Genomic DNA, 17,960 nt, shown 5'->3' on the forward strand with positions numbered 1-17,960 from the left:
TTCAGCATCCACGCGCCGCGGCTGCGCCATGGACCCTGAAACGAGTTCAGGGTGACGGAAGGAGGTCGTCGGCGCAGGTTCAGGCCGCGCTCGACTCCTCCGCCTCCCGCGCGAGCCACTGCTCCAGCCACTTGATCGTGTAGTCGCCGTCGATCACGTCGCTTTCGCGCAGCAGCGCTTGGTGCAGCGGGATGTTGGTGGTGATGCCGTCGATCACCATTTCCTCGAGCGCGCGCCGCATGCGCATCATGCAGCTCTGCCGCGTGCGGCCGTACACGATCAGCTTGGCGACCATCGAGTCATAGTAGGGCGGCACGCGGTAACCGGCGTAAAGCCCGCTATCGACGCGCACATGCATGCCGCCGGCAGGGTGATAGGCCTTCACCAGACCTGGCGACGGCGCGAAGGTGCGCGGGTCTTCGGCGTTGATGCGGCATTCGATGGCGTGGCCGCGGAACTCGAGGTCTTCCTGACGCACCGACAGCGGGTGCCCGTCGGCGATGCGGATCTGTTCGCGGACGAGGTCGAAGCCGGTGATCATCTCGGTCACCGGATGTTCGACCTGGATACGGGTGTTCATTTCGATGAAGTAGAACTGCCCGTCTTCCCACAGGAATTCGATCGTCCCCGCGCCGCGATAACCCATGTCGGCCATTGCCCGCGCGCAGATGCCGCCCATGCGCGCGCGCTCTTCGGCGGAGATGACCGGGGAGGGCGCTTCTTCCAGCACCTTTTGGTGGCGGCGCTGGAGCGAACAGTCGCGTTCGCCGAGGTGGATGGCATTGCCCTTGCCGTCGCCGAAAATCTGGAATTCGATGTGGCGCGGGTTGCCGAGGTACTTCTCGATATAGACGGTGGCGTCGCCAAACGCGGCCTTCGCCTCGCTGCCCGCCTGCGCCATCAGCGTGGCGAGGTCGTCAGCGCTTTCGCACACCTTCATGCCGCGCCCGCCGCCGCCGCTCGCGGCCTTGATGATTACCGGGTAGCCGATGTCCGCCGCGATGCGCGCGGCTTCGACCGGATCGCTGACCGCACCGTCGCTGCCGGGGACGAGCGGTAGCCCCAGCGCGCCGGCGGTGCGTTTGGCCTCCACCTTGTCGCCCATGGTGCGGATATGTTCGGGCTTGGGGCCGACGAAGGCGATGCCGTGCGCCTCGATGATCTCGGCGAAACGCGCGTTTTCGCTGAGGAAGCCGTAGCCCGGATGGATCGCGTCGGCGCCCGAAATCTCCGCTGCGGAGATGATCGCGGGGATATTGAGGTAGCTGTCGCGCGCCGCGGGCGGGCCGATGCAGATCGCTTCGTCGGCGAGGCGGACGTGCATCAGGTCGGCGTCGGCGGTGGAATGCACTGCGACCGTCTTGATGCCCATCTCGTGCGCGGCGCGATGGATGCGCAGCGCGATTTCGCCGCGATTGGCGATCAGCAGCTTGTCGATGGCCATGCCCGAACCCTTCGCGTCAGCTGATCACGAACAGCGGCTGGTCGAATTCGACCGGCTGCCCATTGTCGACCAGCATCGCGGTGAGCGTGCCGCCGCGCGGCGCGGGGATCGCATTCATCACCTTCATCGCTTCGATGATCAGCACGGTCTCTCCCTCGCTAACCTTGTCGCCGACGCTTTTGAACGGCGCGGCGCCGGGTTCGGCGGCGAGATAGGCGGTGCCGACCATCGGCGAGGGAACCGCGCCTTCCAGCGGGTTGGCTGCGGCGGCGGGTGCGTCGGTCGCGGGGGCACTCGACGGAGCGGCCGCCGGCGCAGCGGGCGCCGTCGCGTAAACGGGTGCCGGGGCCGGAGCCGGTGCGGGAGCGGCGCCGTAGCGGCTCACCCGAATGCGGCGATCGCCATCGCGCACCTCGATCTCGCCCAGATCGCCCTCGGCGACGAGCTTCGCGAGTTCACGCACGAGCGCCGCATCGACGCGCATCGTCTGCCCGTCGTGATCGGCTCCATGCGGCAGGTCGTCATGGTCGTCGTCGCGATGGTCGCTCGAGTGATCGCTCATTGGGGGAAGCCGCCTTTCGAAGCTAACGTGGGTGCGCGCCGCGCCGCTGATCATCCGGTCGCTATAGGTCGCCGCTCGCCGCGGCGTCCAGCGCGAGCAGATAGGAACGCGCGCCGAAGCCCGAAATCGTGCCCCGCGCCGCTTGCCCGATCAGGCTGACGTGGCGAAAATCCTCGCGCGCGAGCGGGTTGGAGAGGTGCACCTCGATCACCGGCACGGCGATGCTGCGCACCGCATCGTGCAACGCGACCGACGTGTGCGTGAGCCCGCCCGCGTTGAGCAGAACAGCGAGCGCCTGCGCGTCCTCAGCGTCGTGCAGCCAGTCGATGAGGTGGCCTTCGTGGTTCGACTGGCGGACGTCGACCGCCACCCCCAGTTCGCGCGCACGGGTCGACAGCTCAGCCGCGATGTCGTCGAGGCTGTCGTGGCCATAAATCTCGGGCTCGCGGGCGCCGAGGCGGTTGAGGTTGGGGCCGTTGAGGACGAAGATCGTGCGCAGCTCGCTCATGCCGGGCGGGTGGCATGGGGCGCGTTCCCACGCAAGCCGCCCTTGCGCCGAGCGCGACGCGCGGCCACATCGGCGCCATGCTCGACATCACCCTCAACGGCGAGCCGCGGCAGGTCGCGGCAGGGATCAGCGTCGCGGCGATGATCGCGCAGCTGGGGCTCGACCCCGCGCGGGTGGCGGTGGAGCGCAACCGCGAGATCGTGGCGCGCTCGACGCTCGCCAACGTTGTGGTGGCGGCGGGCGACCAGTTCGAAATCGTGGAGTTCGTGGGCGGTGGTTGATCAGGTTGGGACGTTGGCGTCGGCGGCTGCCGCGCAGGACGATGGCTGGGAAGTGGGCGGGCGCCGATACACCTCGCGGCTAATCGTCGGCACCGGCAAGTATAAGGATCTGGCGCAAGATGCCGCCGCGGTCGCGGCTGCGGGGGCGGAGATCGTCACCGTCGCGGTGCGCCGCGTCAACCTCACCGATCGCAACGCGCCGCGGCTGACCGACTTCATCGACCCCAAGAAAATCACCTACCTCCCCAATACCGCGGGCTGCTTCAATGCCGAGGAAGCGGTGCGCACGCTGCGGTTGGCGCGCGAAGCAGGGGGCTGGGACCTCGTCAAGCTGGAGGTGCTGGGCGAGGCGAAGACGCTCTACCCCGACATGCGCGAAACGCTGCACGCGACCGAGACGCTGGCCAAGGAGGGCTTCCTGCCGATGGTCTATTGCGTCGACGATCCGATCGCCGCGAAGCAGCTGGAGGATGCGGGCGCGGTGGCGGTGATGCCGCTGGGCGCGCCGATCGGGTCGGGGCTCGGCATCCAGAATCGCGTCACCATCCGGCTTATCGTCGAGGGCGCGAAAGTGCCGGTGCTGGTCGATGCGGGCGTCGGCACCGCCAGCGACGCCGCCGTGGCGATGGAGCTTGGCTGCGACGGCGTCCTGATGAACACCGCCATTGCCGAGGCGAAGGACCCGATCCTGATGGCCGCCGCGATGAAAGCCGCGGTCGAAGCCGGCCGCCTCGCCTACCGCGCGGGCCGCATGGCGACGCGCAAATACGCCGACCCGAGTTCGCCGCTCGCGGGCTTGATCTGACCTCGTGAAGCTCGACGCGGATATTGCGCTGGTGCAGCGGCTGGCGGAGGCGGCGCGCGGGGCAATCCTTCCGCTATATCGCAGCGACGACTTGGGGGAGGAGGCCAAGGGCGATGCCTCCCCGGTGACGCGCGCGGATCGTGCGGCGGAGGCTGCGATGCGCGCGATCCTCGACGCCGAACGGCCCGCGGACGGCATCGTTGGCGAGGAATATGGCAAGTCCCGCGACGGCGCGGCGCGGCAATGGGTGCTCGATCCGATCGACGGCACGGTCAGCTTCATGGCCGGGCGGCCGCTGTTCACGACGCTGATCGCGCTGATGGTCGATGGCTTCCCGGTGCTGGGGCTGATCGACCAGCCGGTGCTCGGCGAACGCTGGCTCGGCGCGAGCGGGCAGGCGACGACGCTCAACGGGCGTGTCGTCCGCACGCGGGCTTGCCGCGAGCTGTCCTCCGCGATGCTGGCGACGACCAGCCCGCACCTGTTTTCGGCGCATGAGGGCGAGCATTTCCTGAGCCTCGCGGGCAAGGTTGCGACGCCGCGCATCGTCTACGGCGGCGATGCGTACAACTACGCGCTGCTCAGCATGGGACAGGTCGACCTGGTGGTCGAGGCGGGGCTGAAACTGCACGACCTCGCCGCGCTGGCGCCGGTGGTCGAGGGCGCGGGCGGGCTGATGTGCGATTGGGCGGGTGAGCCGCTTCATGCCGCGAGTGGAGGCGATGTCATCGCGCTGGGCGACCCGGCGCGGATGGAAGACGTGCTGGAAGCATTAGCCTGCCATCACGGATGACGGCCGCCGGGGGGGTGGCGTTCAGTCGTCGCGTTCGAGCGCGTCGGGGCGATGGGCGGCTTGCTTGCCGTCGTCGGTTTCGACGAGCCACTGCGGATCATCCTCCGATGCGGCGACATGGCGCCCCTTGATGTCCATCGGTTCGGTGATCTTGCGGACGATCTTGCCATGGGCGGTGCCGCCGTGGCTGTTCCAGCGGACGCGCGTGCCTTTGCGAAGACCGGTCGTCATATCCGAACTCCTCCCGTGAGACACCGATACAACGCCGCTGGCGCGAACTTGTCGCTCGCCCGCGAGGTGGCGTGCGGTCCGCCCGCCGCGGCCATTGACTCGCGCGCCCATGACCTTCCAATGATATAGTGTATCTTTGATTGGGAGGGGGGAACCATGCAATCATTGTTGGCGGACGATTTTCCGTGGTTGAACCGTCGCTGGCTCGCTGTGGCCGCGATCGTGCTCAGCATTCTCACCTGGGCGAGCGACCTCACCGGGCTGGTTTATGAATGCCCCTATTGCCGGACGCAGCGCACGGTGATCGGGCTGCTGGGCCTGTTGCTGCTGACGCCGCTGTGGCGGCACTGGATCGGGCGGATGCTGGGCACCGTGCTGGGGGTGCTCGGCCTCGTCGTCGCGGCAACCCAGCACTTTAACAGCTGGAAGAAGATCATGGCCGGCACCTTCGAATGGGGCCCGCACTGGTATATCCATCCCTGGCTGCTGTCGGGCTTTGCCCTGTTCATCATCAGCGGGCTGCTGATGATCATCTGGGAGGCGCCTGCCCGGCGGGCGGCCGAAGCCCTGCCGCCGACGCCGGGGGTCGCGTGACGGTCGAGGCTGCCCAACGATGACAAGGCGCGCCGAAGAAGGGTGAACGGCGCGCCTTGTCGATCGGCTCAGCGGGGAATGGCGCGCGTCAGAAGCGCGTGCCGATCCCTGCGCCGAATACGAACGGCGACAACCGTACGCGGCTGGTCTGCACACCGGCGCCCGCCGTCGTCAGCGTCGCGGTGGTGCGGATGTCGATATATTTGACGTCGAGGTTGAGGAACAGGTTGCGGCCGATGTCGAAATCGACCCCCGCCTGCGCCGCCCAGCCGACGCTGTCCGACAGTCCGACGCGGGTCGCGCCAACCGCGCCTTCCAGCGCCGGGGTCGGATCGGAATTGTAGAAGATCGTGTAGTTGATGCCCGCGCCGACATAAGGCCGCACGCTCGCCGTCGGGGCGAGGTGATATTGCAGCGTGAGCGTCGGCGGAAGCACCGACGTTTCAGCGAGCTTGCCGAGCGGGGCGGTCGCGCCAACACCGGAAATGCTGTGGCGCGTGGTCGCGGCGATCAGTTCGGCCCCGATGTTGTCGGTCAACATGTAGGTCACGTCGACTTCGGGCGTGACCACGTCGTTGACCTGCAGGCGGTCGGTGGGGAATGCCGGGTTGACGCCGTTCGACTCTTCGTTGGGCGCGACGACGATGGCGCGAGCGCGCACCAGAACATCGCCCTTTTCGGCCTGCGCTGCGGTGCTGCCGCTCAGAATCGCGAGCGCCAGCAGCGCCTTTTTATACCCTGTCACCGATGCCTCCTTTGGTTGGGTGATGGGTTGCCGCTACGCCGATAAGCCCCGAAAACTTTGATCAAGATCAAAGTTTTGCGTGATCGTCACCCTGTTGCGCGGAGGTCACGGCGCGCGGTTGCGAAGTGGGGCCGGTTCGGCTAGAGGGCGCAGCTTCACGACACGTCCCATCGACGCTCGCCTGGCCATCAGGGCTGCCACGGCGGGCTGAGGGGCGTCTCAACGGAAAGGACGAAAATGCCCAAGCTCAAGACCAAGAGCGGCGTCAAGAAACGCTTCAAGTTCACCGCCACCGGCAAGGTGAAGCACGGCGTCGCCGGCAAGCGCCACCGCCTGATCAGCCACAATGCGAAATATATCCGCAGCAACCGCGGCACCAGCGTGCTGAGCGATGCGGATGTCGCCCACGTGCGCCTGTGGGCGCCCTACGGCCTGAAGTAAGGGAGCGCTGATCGATGGCACGCGTCAAACGGGGCACCACCACCCGCGCCAAGCACAATAATATCCTCGCCCAGGCGAAGGGCTATTATGGCCGGCGCAAGAACACCATCCGCATCGCGCGGCAGGCGGTCGAAAAGGCCGGCCAGTACGCCTATCGCGATCGCAAGGCCAAGAAGCGCAACTTCCGCGCGCTGTGGATTCAGCGCATCAACGCGGCGGTGCGCGCGGAGGGCATCACCTATTCGCAGTTCATGCACGGCGCGAAGCTTGCCGGCATCACGCTCGACCGCAAGATCATGGCCGACCTTGCCATGAACGAAGGCGCAGCGTTCACCGCGGTGATCGCGCAGGCCAAGGCCGCGCTGCCGACGGAGGCGCAGGCGACCGCCTGACGGCTCCCGTCGCTTGCGAACGTGAAACGACGCGCGTGGTGCGAGCCACGCGCGTTTTTTCGTGGTGTTCAGGCCTTCCATCCCTCCGCCCGCTGCTCCGGGCGTCGGCGGCTGGACTTTCGCGCGCCGCGCTTTTGCGGCACAGGCGGCGGCTCGCTCCCACGCTCCATGACGGAAAACATGTCGGACTTATCGCACCTTCAGCAGCAACTCCTCGCCGGCATCGAGGCGGCGGCCGATCTGCCCGCGTTGGAGGCGCTGCGGGTGTCGGCGCTCGGCAAGCAGGGGAGCGTCAGCGCGCTGCTGAAGACGCTGGGCGCGATGTCGCCCGAACAGCGCCAGGCCGAAGGCCCGCGCATCCATGCATTGCGCGAGACGGTGAGCGGCGCGCTGGCGAAGCGCAAGGCGGCGCTCGAAGCCGCGGCAATGAGCGAGCGGTTGGCTGGCGAGCGCCTGGACCTCAGCCTCCCCGCCGACGCGCACCCGCGCGGCAGCATCCATCCCGTCAGTCAGGTGATGGACGAGCTCGCGGAGATTTTCGCCGACCTCGGCTTCGCGGTCGCCACCGGGCCGGAGATCGAGGACGAGTGGCATAATTTCGACGCGCTCAACATCCCCGAGACTCACCCCGCCCGCGCGATGCACGATACCTTCTACGTCGGACCGCAGCGCGGCTCGACTGACGGCGGACTTGCTCCGCCGTCGGGGCTGGCCAGCAACCAGCGCTTCGTTCTGCGCACGCACACGTCGCCGGTGCAGATCCGCACGATGCTCGACCAGCAACCGCCGATCCGCATCATCGCGCCGGGGCGCGTCTATCGCAGCGACAGCGACGCGACGCATACGCCGATGTTCCACCAAGTGGAGGGGCTGGTGATCGATCGTGGCATCACCATGGGCCACCTCAAATGGACGCTCGAGACGTTCCTCAAGGCGTTCTTCGAAACCGACGACATCGTCCTGCGGCTGCGGCCGAGCTATTTCCCCTTCACCGAACCGTCGGCGGAGGTCGACGTCGGCTATCGCGCGGAGGCGGGGCGGCGCATCGTCGGCGGTGACGGCGACGCGCCCGGCCATGCGTGGATGGAGCTGCTGGGGAGCGGCATGGTGCATCGCAAGGTGCTCGCCGCGGGGGGCGTCGATCCTGACGAATGGTCGGGTTTTGCCTTTGGTGTCGGCGTCGATCGGCTGGCGATGCTCAAATATGGGATGGACGATTTGCGCGCCTTCTTCGACGGCGACGTCCGCTGGATGCGGCATTACGGGTTCGGCGCGCTGGACGTGCCGACGTTGTCGGGGGGGATGCGCCCGTGAAGTTCACGCTCGACTGGCTCAAGAGCCACCTCAGCGGCGATTACACGCTCGACGATGTCGTCGCGACCCTGAACCGCATCGGGCATGAGGTCGAGGGGGTCGAGGACCCCGCGGCGAAGCTCGCCGGTTTCCGCATCGCACGGGTGCTGACCGCCGAACGCCACCCGCAGGCCGACAAGCTGCAGGTGCTGAGCGTCGACACCGGCGATGGGGCTGAGCCGCTGCAAGTGGTGTGCGGCGCGCCCAACGCGCGTGCGGGGATGGTCGGCGTGCTCGGCTTGCCCGGCGCGGTGGTCCCGGCGAACGGCATGGAGCTCAAAGTTTCCGCCATTCGCGGGGTCACGAGCAACGGCATGATGTGCTCGGCGCGCGAACTTGGGCTGGGCGACGAGCATGACGGCATCCTCGATCTCTACGATGCGGAAGGCGCGGTGGGGACGGCCTACGCCGACTATGCGGGCGCGGGCGATCCGGTGATCGACGTCAGCATCACCCCCAATCGGCAGGACTGCATGGGCGTGCGCGGAATCGCGCGCGACCTCGCGGCAGCGGGGTTGGGGACGCTGGTCCCGCTTGAGGTCCCGGTGGTCGAGGGCGCGGGCGAGCCGCCGGCAATAGGCATCGACGACGCGGCGGGCTGTCCCGCCTTCTGGGGCCGCGCCATTCGCGGGGTCGATGCTACGCGTCCGACGCCCGACTGGATGAAGCGGCGGCTGGAGGCGGTCGGGCAGCGTTCGATCAACCTCATCGTCGACATCACCAACTATGTCATGCTCGACCTCGGGCGGCCGAGCCATGCCTATGACATGGCGGGGCTGACCGGCACGCTGACCGCGCGGGCCGCGCGCGAAGGTGAGGGCGTCACAGCGCTCAACGGCAAGGATTATACGCTCGAGCCGGGCATGACGGTCATCGCCGACGACGCGCGCGTACACGACATCGCCGGGATCATGGGCGGCCAAGATTCGGGGGTGAGCGAAGCCACTCGCGACGTGCTGCTAGAGGTCGCCTATTTCACGCCCGAGCGCATCGCGCTGACCGGGCAGGCGCTGGCGCTGACCAGCGACGCGCGGACGCGGTTCGAGCGTGGGGTGGACCCGGCGTTCCTCGACGATGCGACCGCGATCCTGACCTTCCTCATCACGCATTATGCGGGCGGCGAGGCGAGTGCCGTCGCGCGGGTCGGCGAACCGCCGGTCGCGACCCCCGAGGTAACGTTCGATCCTTCGCTGACCGCGCGACTGGGCGGAGTTGAGGTGAGCGAGGACGAACAGGCGGCGATCCTCGAACGGTTGGGCTTCACCGTCGAGCGCGGTGCGCCGTGGCGCGTCACGGTGCCGAGCTGGCGGCGTGATATCGACGGCGGCGCGGACCTCGTCGAGGAGGTGCTGCGCATCCGCGGCTATGACGCGATCCCGTCGACCCCGCTACCGCGCGCCGAGGGCGTTGCGCTGGCGACCGCGACCGCCGAGCAGCGGCTCGAACGCCGGCTGCGGCGCACCGCCGCCGCCCTGGGGTTGGGCGAGGTGGTGACGTGGAGCTTCATCGCCGAGGGCGAGGCGGCGCGCTTCGGTGGCGCGGCGCATGTCCTCGCCAACCCGATCAGCGAGGAGCTGAAGGCAATGCGCCCGTCGCTGCTGCCGGGGCTGCTCGGCGCGGCGTCGCGCAATGCCGCGCGTGGTGAGGCGAGCGTGCGGCTGTTCGAGATCGGGCGGCGCTACCTCGCCGACGGCGAACATCCCACGTTGACGCTGCTGCTGACCGGCGATGCGGCTCCGCGCGGGTGGCAAAACGGCCGCGCGTCACCGGTGTCGCCGTTCGAGGCGAAGCGCCTGGCGGAAGCGCTGCTCGAAGCCGCCGGCGCGCCAGTCGAGCGGCTGCAGGTCATGGACGCGGGCGCCGATGTGGACGGGCTGTGGCACCCCGGCCAGTCCGCATCGCTGCGCTTGGGACCAAAGGCGATGCTGGCGCGGTTCGGGACGCTGCACCCGGCGCTGCTCGCCGCCTACGACATCAACGGCGCGGCGGTGGCAGTAGAGATTTTCCTCGAGGCCATTCCGATGAAGCGCGCCGGCGGTTCCGCGCGGCCTGCGTTCACGCCACGGCTGCAACAGTCGGTGACCCGCGACTTCGCCTTCCTCGTGCCTGAGACGCTGGCCGCTGGCGAACTGGTGCGCGCCGTCCGGGGGGCGGACAAAGCGAGCATCGTCGCCGCGCGGGTGTTCGATCGCTTCACCGGTGCGGGGGTCCCCGACGGGCAAACCAGTGTCGGGGTCGAAGTAACGCTCCAGCCGGGGGAGAAGAGCTTCACCGACGCGGAGATCAAGGCGATCGGCGAGCGCATCGTCGCTGTGGCGGCAAAGCTCGGCGCGACGTTGCGGGCTTAGCTGAACGCCGCGCGACCAATGCATTCAGCATTGCTCAACCGGCGTCGGTGCAGGGTGAGCGCATGGTCTCGCTCCGCCTCTCCCATGCCGCCCGCTCGCGCGTGATGCTCGCCGTTTCCTTGGCTGCCGGCTTCGCGCTCGGTGCGGCGGGGGTGAGCGCGCAGGCGGCGGCCGACGCACCGCCTGTCGTTGCCGCCGCCCGCTAGGCGCGATCGCCGTCGGTCAGCAGTGCGCTGAGCGGATCATTCTGCCAGAATTCGCGGACGAACGCCCACGCCTCATCGGCAGTCTCGACGAATTTGAACAGGTCGAGATCGCGCGGTGAAATCACGCCCTCTTCGGCCAGCGCCTCGAAATTGACGACGCGCTGCCAGAAATCGCGCCCGAACAGGATGATGGGTAGTGGCGTCATCTTGCCGGTCTGCACCAGCGTCAGCAGCTCGAACATTTCATCGAGCGTGCCGAAGCCGCCGGGGAACACGGCGACGGCGCGGGCGCGCAGCAGGAAGTGCATCTTCCTCAGCGCGAAATAGTGGAACTGGAATGACAGCCCGGGCGTGACGTAGCGGTTGGGCGCCTGTTCGTGTGGCAGAACGATGTTGAGCCCGACGCTTTCCGCGCCCGCGTCATAGGCGCCCCGGTTCGCTGCCTCCATGATCGAAGGCCCGCCGCCCGAGCAGACGACGAAGTGGCGCATCCCGGCCTCGTCGCGGGGAACCGCGCTCGCCCGCTGCGCGAGTTTATAGGCTTCGGCATAGTAGTGCGCGTTGGCGCACAGCCGCTCGGCGACGCGCTGCTCGGCCGGCGTCTTGGCCGCCGCGAGCAGCGCGGGCGCACTTTCCGGCGACGGTATGCGCGCCGAACCGTACATCACGAACATCGACCCGATCTGCGCTTCGTCGAGCAGCAATTCGGGCTTCATCAGCTCAAGCTGAAAGCGGACCGGACGCAGGTCGGCGCGCAGCAGAAATTCATTGTCCTGGAACGCCAAGCGGTACGCGGGGTGGTCGGTTTGCGGCGTCGGCAGCGTGCGCGCGGCGAAGCGCGCGTCTTCATGCGCATGCGGGAACGGCGAGGCGGCGCGGGCGGCTGCGCTGGCGGGATCGAGGGGTTCGGTCATGGGCTGCCGCGCTACCGGCAGAAGCGGCGCTCCGCCATATCGAAGTGAAAATGATTGGCGTGCGCGGCATTATATTCGGGGCCGAGCACGGTGCCGAAGCGGCGGCAGGCGGATGCGTGCAGCAGCCGCAGGAAGCGCCGGTCGCGCTCGTCACCGCGCCAGCCGCCGAGCACGCTGACCTTCGTCCCGTCTTCGAGCACGAAGGCGGCGACGTCGATGGCGTTGGCGTAGGCGTGTTCGGACCGCGGTCCGGCCTGAAGGTTGTAGATGTTGCGGCAGGCGAGCGTGCCGAAGGTTTCGACCCGCGCGACGTCCTTGCCATAAACCTGCCGCGCCGCGGGCTGGACCGCGTGACGGATCCAGCCGGTGTAGGCGCCGGCGAGCTGACAGGTCATCGGCCCGAGGTTGGTCTGCGGGACGCCGATGTCCGCCAGGCGAACGCTCGACCGCGCGGAGCAGTTGGCGCCCATGTCGCGATCGGCGAGCGGGGTGAAGCGCGCGCCGACGGCGGACAGGTTGGAGATGCAGCGTTCGCCTTCGCGCCAGTCGGGCGCGGCGGAGACGGCGCCGGTGCGGCGAGCGATCGGGCCGGGTCCTACGGGCGCGGCGATCCGCACGCTCGTATCGCGCGACGCACGCGGCTCGGGCGCCTGCCCCGCCGGCACGCACGCCGCGAGTGCGAGCGCTTGTGCGCTGGCGAGCAGCATCACCGTGCGGGATTTCGCCATGTCGCGCCTCCAACATCGGCCCACTCGGGCCGTGGTGGAGGAGACGTTAATCATCCACAATGAACCTGCGGATGCGAGGGTTGGTCAACGCGGTGTTAACCGGCATGCAGCGGCTCGGGAGGTCAGCCCTTTCCCTCGCGCGGGCGGCGCGGCATAGCGGGGGACATGTCGGACGAATTCTACCGCATGAAGCGGCTGCCGCCCTACGTCATCGCCGAAGTCAACGCGATGCGCGCGGCGGCGCGGGCCCGGGGCGAGGACATCATCGACCTCGGCATGGGCAACCCCGACCTGCCGCCGCCTCAGCACGTCATCGACAAGCTGTGCGAAGTGGCGCGAAAGCCCGACGCACATGGCTATTCGGCGTCGAAGGGCATCGCCGGGCTGCGCCGCGCGCAGGCGAACTATTACGCGCGGCGCTTTGGGGTGGAGGTCGATCCCGAAAGCGAAGTGGTGGTGACGATGGGATCGAAGGAGGGGCTGGCGAGCCTCGCCACCGCGATCACCGCGCCGGGCGACGTCGTGCTGGCGCCCAACCCCAGCTATCCGATCCATACGTTCGGCTTCATCATCGCCGGGGCGACCATCCGCTCGGTGCCGACGACGCCCGACGAGGCCTATTTCGAGAGCCTCGAGCGGGCGATGCAGTACACTGTGCCGCGTCCGAGCGTGCTGGTGGTGAACTACCCCTCCAACCCCACCGCGGAGACGGTCGACCTCGCCTTTTACGAGCGGCTGGTCGCCTGGGCGCGCGAGGCGGGGGTGTGGATCATCAGCGACCTCGCCTATTCCGAACTCTACTATGACGGTCGGCCCACCCCTTCTATCCTGCAGGTGAAGGGCGCCAAGGACGTCGCGGTCGAGTTCACCTCGCTATCCAAGACCTTTTCGATGGCGGGCTGGCGGGTCGGCTTCGCGGTCGGCAATGCTAAGCTGATCGCGGCGATGACGCGGGTCAAAAGCTACCTCGACTATGGTGCGTTCACGCCGGTGCAGGCGGCGGCGTGCGCGGCGCTGAACGGCCCGCAGGACATCGTCGAACAGAACCGTGCGCTCTACCACAAGCGGCGCGATGTGCTGGTCGAAAGCTTCGGTCGCGCCGGGTGGGACATCCCCCCGCCGCCCGCGAGCATGTTCGCCTGGGCCCCGCTGCCGCCCGCGCTGGCGCACCTCGGCAGCCTCGAATTTTCGAAGCAGCTGCTGGGCGAGGCGGGCATCGCGGTGGCGCCGGGGGTGGGCTACGGCGAGGACGGCGAGGGCTTCGTCCGCATCGCGCTGGTCGAAAATGAGCAGCGGCTGCGGCAGGCGGCGCGCAACCTCCGCCGCTTCCTCGCCGCGCGCGGGGTCAACACGCCGACCCAGGCGCTGGCGGGATGAGCGAGGGGGCGGCGAGCGGGTGCCCGATGGCCGCGTCGGGGGATGCCGGCGCGGATGAGGGGCGCGTCACCTACGGCAGCTACCTCAACCTCGACGCGGTGCTGGCGAGCCAGCTGCCGCGATCCGACCGGCATGACGAGCTGCTGTTCATCATCCTCCATCAGACGATGGAGCTGTGGATCAAGCAGATCCTCGCCGAGATCGACGCGGCCATCGAAGAGGTGCGCGCCGACCGGCCGATCGTCGCCTACAAACATCTCGCGCGAGTCAGCCGCATTTTTGCGACGATGACCAGCGCGTGGGACGTGCTGGCGACGATGACCCCGTCCGACTACACCGAATTTCGCGAGGTGCTGGGGACGAGTTCGGGCTTTCAGTCCGATCAGTTCCGCACGCTCGAGGTGCGGCTGGGGCTGCGTGAAGGGCCGGCGGGTGGGCCCGCCACCCGCGCGGCAAGGGCGCTGCCGAGCCTGTGGGCGGAGGCCAATGCCGCCGCTGCGCGCGGCGGACTGCCGATCCCGCAGGACGTGCTCGAACGTCCCGCCGATGTTGTGTGGGCGGAGGATGAACGCGTGCGTAGCGCGTGGGCGGAGGCCTATCGCCAACCCGATCGCTACTGGGACATCTACCAGCTGGCGGAGAAGCTCGTCGACATCGACGATGCGCTGTCGACCTGGCGTTATCGCCACGTGATGACCGTCGCGCGGATCATCGGCGGCAAGCGCGGCACCGGCGGGTCGAGCGGGGTCGGCTATCTCGAAACGACGCTGCGGCTGCGCGCCTTTCCCGAACTGTGGCAATTGCGGACCGAGCTGTGAGCCTGATCGACGCGCGGCGCCTGTTTCAGCGCAGCCTCGCCGCCGCGCCCGAGCGGCTGCACTTCGCCGCGCACAGCCATCACCTGTGGCCCGACGCGAGCTATGTCGGGCAGCTCGCCGCATGGGAGGATGCCGCGCGCCTTGCCGACCGCAAGTGGGAGCGGGTGATGGGCGAGATCTGGCCCGCCGCACAGCGCCACGTCGCCGAGGAACTCGCTCTGCCCGACCCGTCGACGGTGGTGTTCGGCGGCAACACGCATGAGCTGATTGTGCGGCTGGCGAGCCACCTGCCGCGCCCGCTGAAGCTGGTGATGGGCGAGGGCGAGTTCCATTCGATGACCCGCCAGGCGGCGCGGTGGGAGGAGGCGGGGGAGGCGATCGTCACGCGCGTCGCCGCGGGCCCCGACCTCACCGCGCGGGTGGCGCGGGCGGCACGCGACCATGACGCGCGGCTGGTCGTGCTGAGCCATGTCGCGTTCGGCACGGGCGCGGTGGTCGAGGATCTCGCCCCGCTGGCGGACATCGCCGGCGACGGTGGAGACGGCCCGATCGTGGTGATCGACGGCTACCACGGCTTTATGGCGGTGGAGAGCGACTTCGCGCCATTCGCCGACCGCCTCTGCTACGTCGCAGGCGGATATAAATATGCGATGGCCGGGGAGGGCGTGGGCTTCCTCCACGTCCCGCATCACATCGCAGCCCGGCCGGTGCTGACCGGCTGGTATGCGGCGTTCGACGATCTGCAGGCGCCGAGCGGGGTGGGATATGCACCCGATGCGCGGCGCTTGCTCGGCGCGACGTTCGATCCGTCGGGGCTCTACCGCTTCGTCGCGGTGCGCGACATGCTCGCGGACGAGGGGCTGACGACAGCGCGCATCACCGGGCATTGCGACGCGCTTCGCCGTGCGTTCGAGGCTCAGGTCGGGGATACGCCGCTGCGGGAGGCGGAGCGGGTCAACCCGGACATCGCCGGCGCGCTGCACGCGCGCTTCGTCGCGCTGCGCCATCCCGACGCCGCGCGGTGGAGCGAGCGTCTGCGCGAACGCGAGGTCATCACCGACGTGCGCGGCGATGTGCTGCGGATCGGCTTCGGGCTATACCAGAGCGAACGCGACCTCTCCGCGCTGATCGACGCATTGCACGCGCTTTAGGCCGGTCGGCGTTCCGACCTCTGTCCTACAGCGCGTCGCTCACCATAACCGCCGCGCTTTGGAGACCCTGACCGGAGCGCGCCCATGTCCGCCGACCCATCCCCCAGCCCCCGCCGCGTATCACCCGCCGGCATCGCGCTCATCAAGCGCTGGGAGGGAAGCCGGCTCACCGCCTACCGCTGCCCGGCGGGGGTGTGGACGATCGGCTTTGGTTCGACCGGCGCGCATGTCGTCGAGGGTCTGCGGATCGACGAGGAGACCGCCGAACACTGGCTGCGCCGCGACCTCGCCAGATTCGAGCGCGTCGTTGCGGCGGCCTGTCCGGCAAGTGCGCCGGCACAGTTCGACGCGATGGTCAGCCTGGCCTTCAACGTGGGCGGCGCGGCCTTTCGCGCCTCGACGCTGGTGCGGCTGCACAATGCCGGCGACTTCGACGGCGCGGCGGCGCAGTTCGGACGCTGGGTCCTTGCCAAGGGGCGCAAGCTCCCTGGCCTGGTGAAGCGCCGCGCAGACGAGGCGCGGCTTTACCGGAGTGCGGGGGCGTGAGCGCGCTCGCCCCGGCCGCCGCACGGGAGGCGCGCGCCATGATCGCGCTGCTCGCCTCGATCGCGGGCGCGGTGGTGCTGACCGGCTTTGCCGCGTGGATCGTGGCGCTGTTGGCGGAACCGGCGCTGTGGCCGCCTACCAGCGCCGCCGAGCGCGTGGCAGCGTTGCAGCTGATGCTCGCGTTGCTCGGCATGACCATCGCCGCGGTGCTGCTCGGCCTCGGCTTTGCCATCAACCGGCGCGCCTTCCGCGCCAGCGTCGGCGGCCGCGTGGGCGGTTCGATCGAACTCAGCGGCGGCGAAGGCGAGGTCGCGCGATGATCGCCGCGCTCGCCATCGCCCTGCGGGGCCTGCCACGCCGGCTGTCGCTCGGCGCGGCGGCGGTGCTGGCGGTGATCGTCGCCGTGTCGCTGCTCCGCCGAGATGCTGCGCGTGACTCGCGCGAACGCGCGAAGCTGGAACAACGCGAAGCGACGCTGCGCCAGCGTGCGCGCGAATTAACCGCCGATGCGCGCCTCGCGACCGGACTGGACCGCGCCCGCGTCGCCGACCGCCAACGACAGGAGCAATTCGATGCCGCCACCCGCCACCTGCCCGATGCTGCTCCGTCGGCTCGCGCTCGTCTGCGCCTGTGCGCTGAGCGGAGCCTGCGCGACCACCCCGCCTGCCGCGAGCCCGGTCGGGCACCCGCCCGCTGAGCTGTTCGCCCGCGCCGACCGGCCCGAACCGGGGCCAGACGCGCTGACCAGCGACGCGGCCTATGAACGCTGGGTCAGCGCGCTAGATGCGTGGGGCCGTGACAATGCGCGGCGGCTCGATGCGGCGTGTCGCTGGTGGCGCGAGGCCGCGAGCGAACGCGCGCGCGACCTCGCTTGCCGGCCCGCGTCAGTGAGCGAGCAGCAGCGGTAGCGGGGCATCGTCGAGCAGGCGACGCGTCGCCCCGCCGAACAGCGCCTCACGCAGGCGACTGCGGCCATAGGCACCCATCACCAGCATTCCCGCGCCCGAACTTGCGACCGCCTGCGCCAGCGCGGCATCGCGATCGTCGCGCGCACCGACGCGCTGGCTCGCGACCTCCGCGTTGACGCCGTGCGCCTTGAGGTAGGCGATAGCGCTCGCGGTGGCGATCGGCTCCGCCTCGCTCTCGATGCTGAGGATGGTGACGCGGCTGGCGAGCTTGAGCAGAGGCAGCGCGGCGCGCATCGCCGTCGCGCTTTCCGCGCTGTCGTTCCAGGCGACCACCGCCGCCCCCGTCGGGTCGAAGTTCGCCCCTTCGGGCAGGGCCAGCACCGGCACGCGCGCCTCGAGAGCGAGGTCGCCCGCGAGTCGCGCCGCTTCATGTGCGCGCGCGACCGGCTCGCCGCCCAGCCCGACGATGACGAGGTCCGCAAAACGCGCACCGTCCGCCAGCGCGATCAGCGGGTCCGCCTCGCTCATCTGCACGTCGAGGCGCTTGCCCGAGAAGCGTGACTGCAGCCCTTCGGCCAGCCCCTCATCCTTTTCCCGCGCCGCGTCGAACGCCTCCTTGGCGAGATAGGCGCCGCCGAACGGGTCGGTCGCGATGTAGCGGATCATCGGCGTGTCGATGAGGGCGACGACGTCGCCGTCCATCCGCTCGGCGAGCGACAGCGCGGTAGCGATCCGCTGCTCGGCGGCGGGGGAGGCGTCGGCCTGGACGAGGATACGGCGCATCGGTCGGCTCCATTGCGGCTGCGGGTCTAACC

At 69.1% G+C, this 17,960-nt stretch carries 21 protein-coding genes and 1 pseudogene; 14 read left to right on the top strand and 8 right to left on the bottom strand.

Translation table 11 applies throughout. The features are described 5' to 3' along the window. Positions 1–79: 79 nt before the first annotated feature. The 3 genes from accC to aroQ all read right to left on the bottom strand — a co-directional run bounded on the left by accC (position 80) and on the right by aroQ (position 2,514). Complete coding sequence (accC, locus tag ACRYJK_RS10695; RefSeq protein ID WP_482667573.1) at positions 80–1,444, bottom strand: acetyl-CoA carboxylase biotin carboxylase subunit; 1,365 nt, start codon at positions 1,442–1,444, stop codon at positions 80–82. A gap of 16 nt (positions 1,445–1,460) precedes the next feature. After that, the gene (accB, locus tag ACRYJK_RS10700; protein ID WP_482667751.1) at positions 1,461–1,928 is read right to left on the bottom strand and encodes an acetyl-CoA carboxylase biotin carboxyl carrier protein; all 468 of its coding nucleotides are present in this window, start codon (positions 1,926–1,928) and stop codon (positions 1,461–1,463) included. A 139-nt stretch (positions 1,929–2,067) separates the two neighbouring features. Then, the gene (aroQ, locus tag ACRYJK_RS10705) at positions 2,068–2,514 is read right to left on the bottom strand and encodes a type II 3-dehydroquinate dehydratase (protein WP_482667574.1); all 447 of its coding nucleotides are present in this window, start codon (positions 2,512–2,514) and stop codon (positions 2,068–2,070) included. 140 nt (positions 2,515–2,654) lie between these two features. Here aroQ and thiS point away from each other — a divergent pair. After that, positions 2,655–3,600: pseudogene (gene thiS / locus ACRYJK_RS10710) on the top strand (sulfur carrier protein ThiS). Positions 3,601–3,604: 4 nt separating this feature from the next. Then, complete coding sequence (gene hisN, locus ACRYJK_RS10715; protein ID WP_482667575.1) at positions 3,605–4,393, top strand: histidinol-phosphatase; 789 nt, start codon at positions 3,605–3,607, stop codon at positions 4,391–4,393. Between the two features lie 21 nt (positions 4,394–4,414). Here the strand turns inward: hisN and ACRYJK_RS10720 are convergent, their stop codons facing one another. Next, the gene (locus ACRYJK_RS10720) at positions 4,415–4,624 is read right to left on the bottom strand and encodes a hypervirulence associated TUDOR domain-containing protein (protein WP_482667576.1); all 210 of its coding nucleotides are present in this window, start codon (positions 4,622–4,624) and stop codon (positions 4,415–4,417) included. Between the two features lie 156 nt (positions 4,625–4,780). Here ACRYJK_RS10720 and ACRYJK_RS10725 point away from each other — a divergent pair, with 156 nt between their 5' ends. Then, positions 4,781–5,218 carry a hypothetical protein gene (locus ACRYJK_RS10725; protein WP_482667577.1) on the top strand — a complete coding sequence of 146 codons (438 nt, stop codon included), beginning with the start codon at positions 4,781–4,783 and terminating at the stop codon, positions 5,216–5,218. Between the two features lie 88 nt (positions 5,219–5,306). Here ACRYJK_RS10725 and ACRYJK_RS10730 read toward each other — a convergent pair whose 3' ends face one another. Further along, positions 5,307–5,963: an OmpW/AlkL family protein gene (locus ACRYJK_RS10730; RefSeq protein WP_482667578.1), complete on the bottom strand. Its 657-nt coding sequence runs from the start codon at positions 5,961–5,963 to the stop codon at positions 5,307–5,309. 237 nt (positions 5,964–6,200) lie between these two features. Here ACRYJK_RS10730 and rpmI point away from each other — a divergent pair, with 237 nt between their 5' ends. The 5 genes from rpmI to ACRYJK_RS10755 all read left to right on the top strand — a co-directional run bounded on the left by rpmI (position 6,201) and on the right by ACRYJK_RS10755 (position 10,703). Continuing rightward, positions 6,201–6,404: a 50S ribosomal protein L35 gene (rpmI, locus tag ACRYJK_RS10735; RefSeq protein ID WP_482667579.1), complete on the top strand. Its 204-nt coding sequence runs from the start codon at positions 6,201–6,203 to the stop codon at positions 6,402–6,404. A 14-nt stretch (positions 6,405–6,418) separates the two neighbouring features. After that, the gene (gene rplT, locus ACRYJK_RS10740; protein WP_482667580.1) at positions 6,419–6,796 is read left to right on the top strand and encodes a 50S ribosomal protein L20; all 378 of its coding nucleotides are present in this window, start codon (positions 6,419–6,421) and stop codon (positions 6,794–6,796) included. Between the two features lie 180 nt (positions 6,797–6,976). Further along, entirely contained in the window at positions 6,977–8,110 is a 1,134-nt protein-coding gene (gene pheS, locus ACRYJK_RS10745) for a phenylalanine--tRNA ligase subunit alpha (RefSeq protein WP_482667581.1), read from the top strand. Further along, entirely contained in the window at positions 8,107–10,497 is a 2,391-nt protein-coding gene (gene pheT, locus ACRYJK_RS10750) for a phenylalanine--tRNA ligase subunit beta (protein WP_482667582.1), read from the top strand. The genes pheS and pheT overlap by 4 nt, the downstream gene beginning before the upstream one ends. Positions 10,498–10,559: 62 nt before the next feature. After that, complete coding sequence (locus ACRYJK_RS10755; RefSeq protein ID WP_482667583.1) at positions 10,560–10,703, top strand: hypothetical protein; 144 nt, start codon at positions 10,560–10,562, stop codon at positions 10,701–10,703. Here ACRYJK_RS10755 and ACRYJK_RS10760 read toward each other — a convergent pair. Together ACRYJK_RS10760 and ACRYJK_RS10765 are read right to left on the bottom strand one after the other, a co-directional pair. Next, positions 10,700–11,617: an LOG family protein gene (locus tag ACRYJK_RS10760; RefSeq protein ID WP_482667584.1), complete on the bottom strand. Its 918-nt coding sequence runs from the start codon at positions 11,615–11,617 to the stop codon at positions 10,700–10,702. The genes ACRYJK_RS10755 and ACRYJK_RS10760 overlap by 4 nt on opposite strands. Before the next feature lie 11 nt (positions 11,618–11,628). Next, on the bottom strand, positions 11,629–12,345 hold the full coding sequence (locus ACRYJK_RS10765; protein WP_482667585.1) for an extensin family protein: 717 nt from the start codon (positions 12,343–12,345) through the stop codon (positions 11,629–11,631). Positions 12,346–12,510: 165 nt separating this feature from the next. Here ACRYJK_RS10765 and ACRYJK_RS10770 point away from each other — a divergent pair, with 165 nt between their 5' ends. From ACRYJK_RS10770 to ACRYJK_RS10795, 6 genes are all read left to right on the top strand, one after another. After that, the gene (locus ACRYJK_RS10770; RefSeq protein ID WP_482667586.1) at positions 12,511–13,722 is read left to right on the top strand and encodes an LL-diaminopimelate aminotransferase; all 1,212 of its coding nucleotides are present in this window, start codon (positions 12,511–12,513) and stop codon (positions 13,720–13,722) included. Then, positions 13,719–14,540: a tryptophan 2,3-dioxygenase gene (locus ACRYJK_RS10775; RefSeq protein ID WP_482667587.1), complete on the top strand. Its 822-nt coding sequence runs from the start codon at positions 13,719–13,721 to the stop codon at positions 14,538–14,540. The genes ACRYJK_RS10770 and ACRYJK_RS10775 overlap by 4 nt, the downstream gene beginning before the upstream one ends. Continuing rightward, positions 14,537–15,691: an aminotransferase class V-fold PLP-dependent enzyme gene (locus ACRYJK_RS10780; protein ID WP_482667588.1), complete on the top strand. Its 1,155-nt coding sequence runs from the start codon at positions 14,537–14,539 to the stop codon at positions 15,689–15,691. Before ACRYJK_RS10775 ends, ACRYJK_RS10780 begins: the two co-directional genes overlap by 4 nt. An 84-nt stretch (positions 15,692–15,775) precedes the next feature. Next, positions 15,776–16,237: a lysozyme gene (locus tag ACRYJK_RS10785; protein WP_482667589.1), complete on the top strand. Its 462-nt coding sequence runs from the start codon at positions 15,776–15,778 to the stop codon at positions 16,235–16,237. Further along, the gene (locus ACRYJK_RS10790; protein WP_482667590.1) at positions 16,234–16,557 is read left to right on the top strand and encodes a hypothetical protein; all 324 of its coding nucleotides are present in this window, start codon (positions 16,234–16,236) and stop codon (positions 16,555–16,557) included. Before ACRYJK_RS10785 ends, ACRYJK_RS10790 begins: the two co-directional genes overlap by 4 nt. Further along, positions 16,554–16,934 (top strand): hypothetical protein, encoded by a 381-nt coding sequence (locus tag ACRYJK_RS10795; protein ID WP_482667591.1) that lies wholly within the window; start codon positions 16,554–16,556, stop codon positions 16,932–16,934. The genes ACRYJK_RS10790 and ACRYJK_RS10795 overlap by 4 nt, the downstream gene beginning before the upstream one ends. Before the next feature lie 187 nt (positions 16,935–17,121). On the opposite strand, the gene ACRYJK_RS10800 is transcribed toward ACRYJK_RS10795, so the two are convergent. Beyond that, positions 17,122–17,928, bottom strand: a complete 807-nt coding sequence (locus tag ACRYJK_RS10800) for a universal stress protein (RefSeq protein WP_482667592.1) — start codon at positions 17,926–17,928, stop codon at positions 17,122–17,124. Between the last annotated feature and the right edge of the window lie 32 nt (positions 17,929–17,960).

This window comes from Sphingomonas sp. BLHR8, from assembly GCF_056821725.1.

What these genes read in the sequence shown, in the direction of transcription:
- accC (WP_482667573.1), bottom strand. Translation starts at nt 1,444, where the DNA reads ATGGCCATCGACAAGCTGCTGATCGCCAATCGCGGCGAAATCGCGCTG.
- accB (WP_482667751.1), bottom strand. Translation starts at nt 1,928, where the DNA reads ATGCGCGTCGATGCGGCGCTCGTGCGTGAACTCGCGAAGCTCGTCGCC.
- aroQ (WP_482667574.1), bottom strand. Translation starts at nt 2,514, where the DNA reads ATGAGCGAGCTGCGCACGATCTTCGTCCTCAACGGCCCCAACCTCAAC.
- ACRYJK_RS10720 (WP_482667576.1), bottom strand. Translation starts at nt 4,624, where the DNA reads ATGACGACCGGTCTTCGCAAAGGCACGCGCGTCCGCTGGAACAGCCAC.
- ACRYJK_RS10725 (WP_482667577.1), top strand. Translation starts at nt 4,781, where the DNA reads ATGCAATCATTGTTGGCGGACGATTTTCCGTGGTTGAACCGTCGCTGG.
- rpmI (WP_482667579.1), top strand. Translation starts at nt 6,201, where the DNA reads ATGCCCAAGCTCAAGACCAAGAGCGGCGTCAAGAAACGCTTCAAGTTC.
- rplT (WP_482667580.1), top strand. Translation starts at nt 6,419, where the DNA reads ATGGCACGCGTCAAACGGGGCACCACCACCCGCGCCAAGCACAATAAT.
- pheS (WP_482667581.1), top strand. Translation starts at nt 6,977, where the DNA reads ATGTCGGACTTATCGCACCTTCAGCAGCAACTCCTCGCCGGCATCGAG.
- ACRYJK_RS10755 (WP_482667583.1), top strand. Translation starts at nt 10,560, where the DNA reads ATGGTCTCGCTCCGCCTCTCCCATGCCGCCCGCTCGCGCGTGATGCTC.
- ACRYJK_RS10760 (WP_482667584.1), bottom strand. Translation starts at nt 11,617, where the DNA reads ATGACCGAACCCCTCGATCCCGCCAGCGCAGCCGCCCGCGCCGCCTCG.
- ACRYJK_RS10765 (WP_482667585.1), bottom strand. Translation starts at nt 12,345, where the DNA reads ATGGCGAAATCCCGCACGGTGATGCTGCTCGCCAGCGCACAAGCGCTC.
- ACRYJK_RS10770 (WP_482667586.1), top strand. Translation starts at nt 12,511, where the DNA reads ATGTCGGACGAATTCTACCGCATGAAGCGGCTGCCGCCCTACGTCATC.
- ACRYJK_RS10775 (WP_482667587.1), top strand. Translation starts at nt 13,719, where the DNA reads ATGAGCGAGGGGGCGGCGAGCGGGTGCCCGATGGCCGCGTCGGGGGAT.
- ACRYJK_RS10785 (WP_482667589.1), top strand. Translation starts at nt 15,776, where the DNA reads ATGTCCGCCGACCCATCCCCCAGCCCCCGCCGCGTATCACCCGCCGGC.
- ACRYJK_RS10795 (WP_482667591.1), top strand. Translation starts at nt 16,554, where the DNA reads ATGATCGCCGCGCTCGCCATCGCCCTGCGGGGCCTGCCACGCCGGCTG.
- ACRYJK_RS10800 (WP_482667592.1), bottom strand. Translation starts at nt 17,928, where the DNA reads ATGCGCCGTATCCTCGTCCAGGCCGACGCCTCCCCCGCCGCCGAGCAG.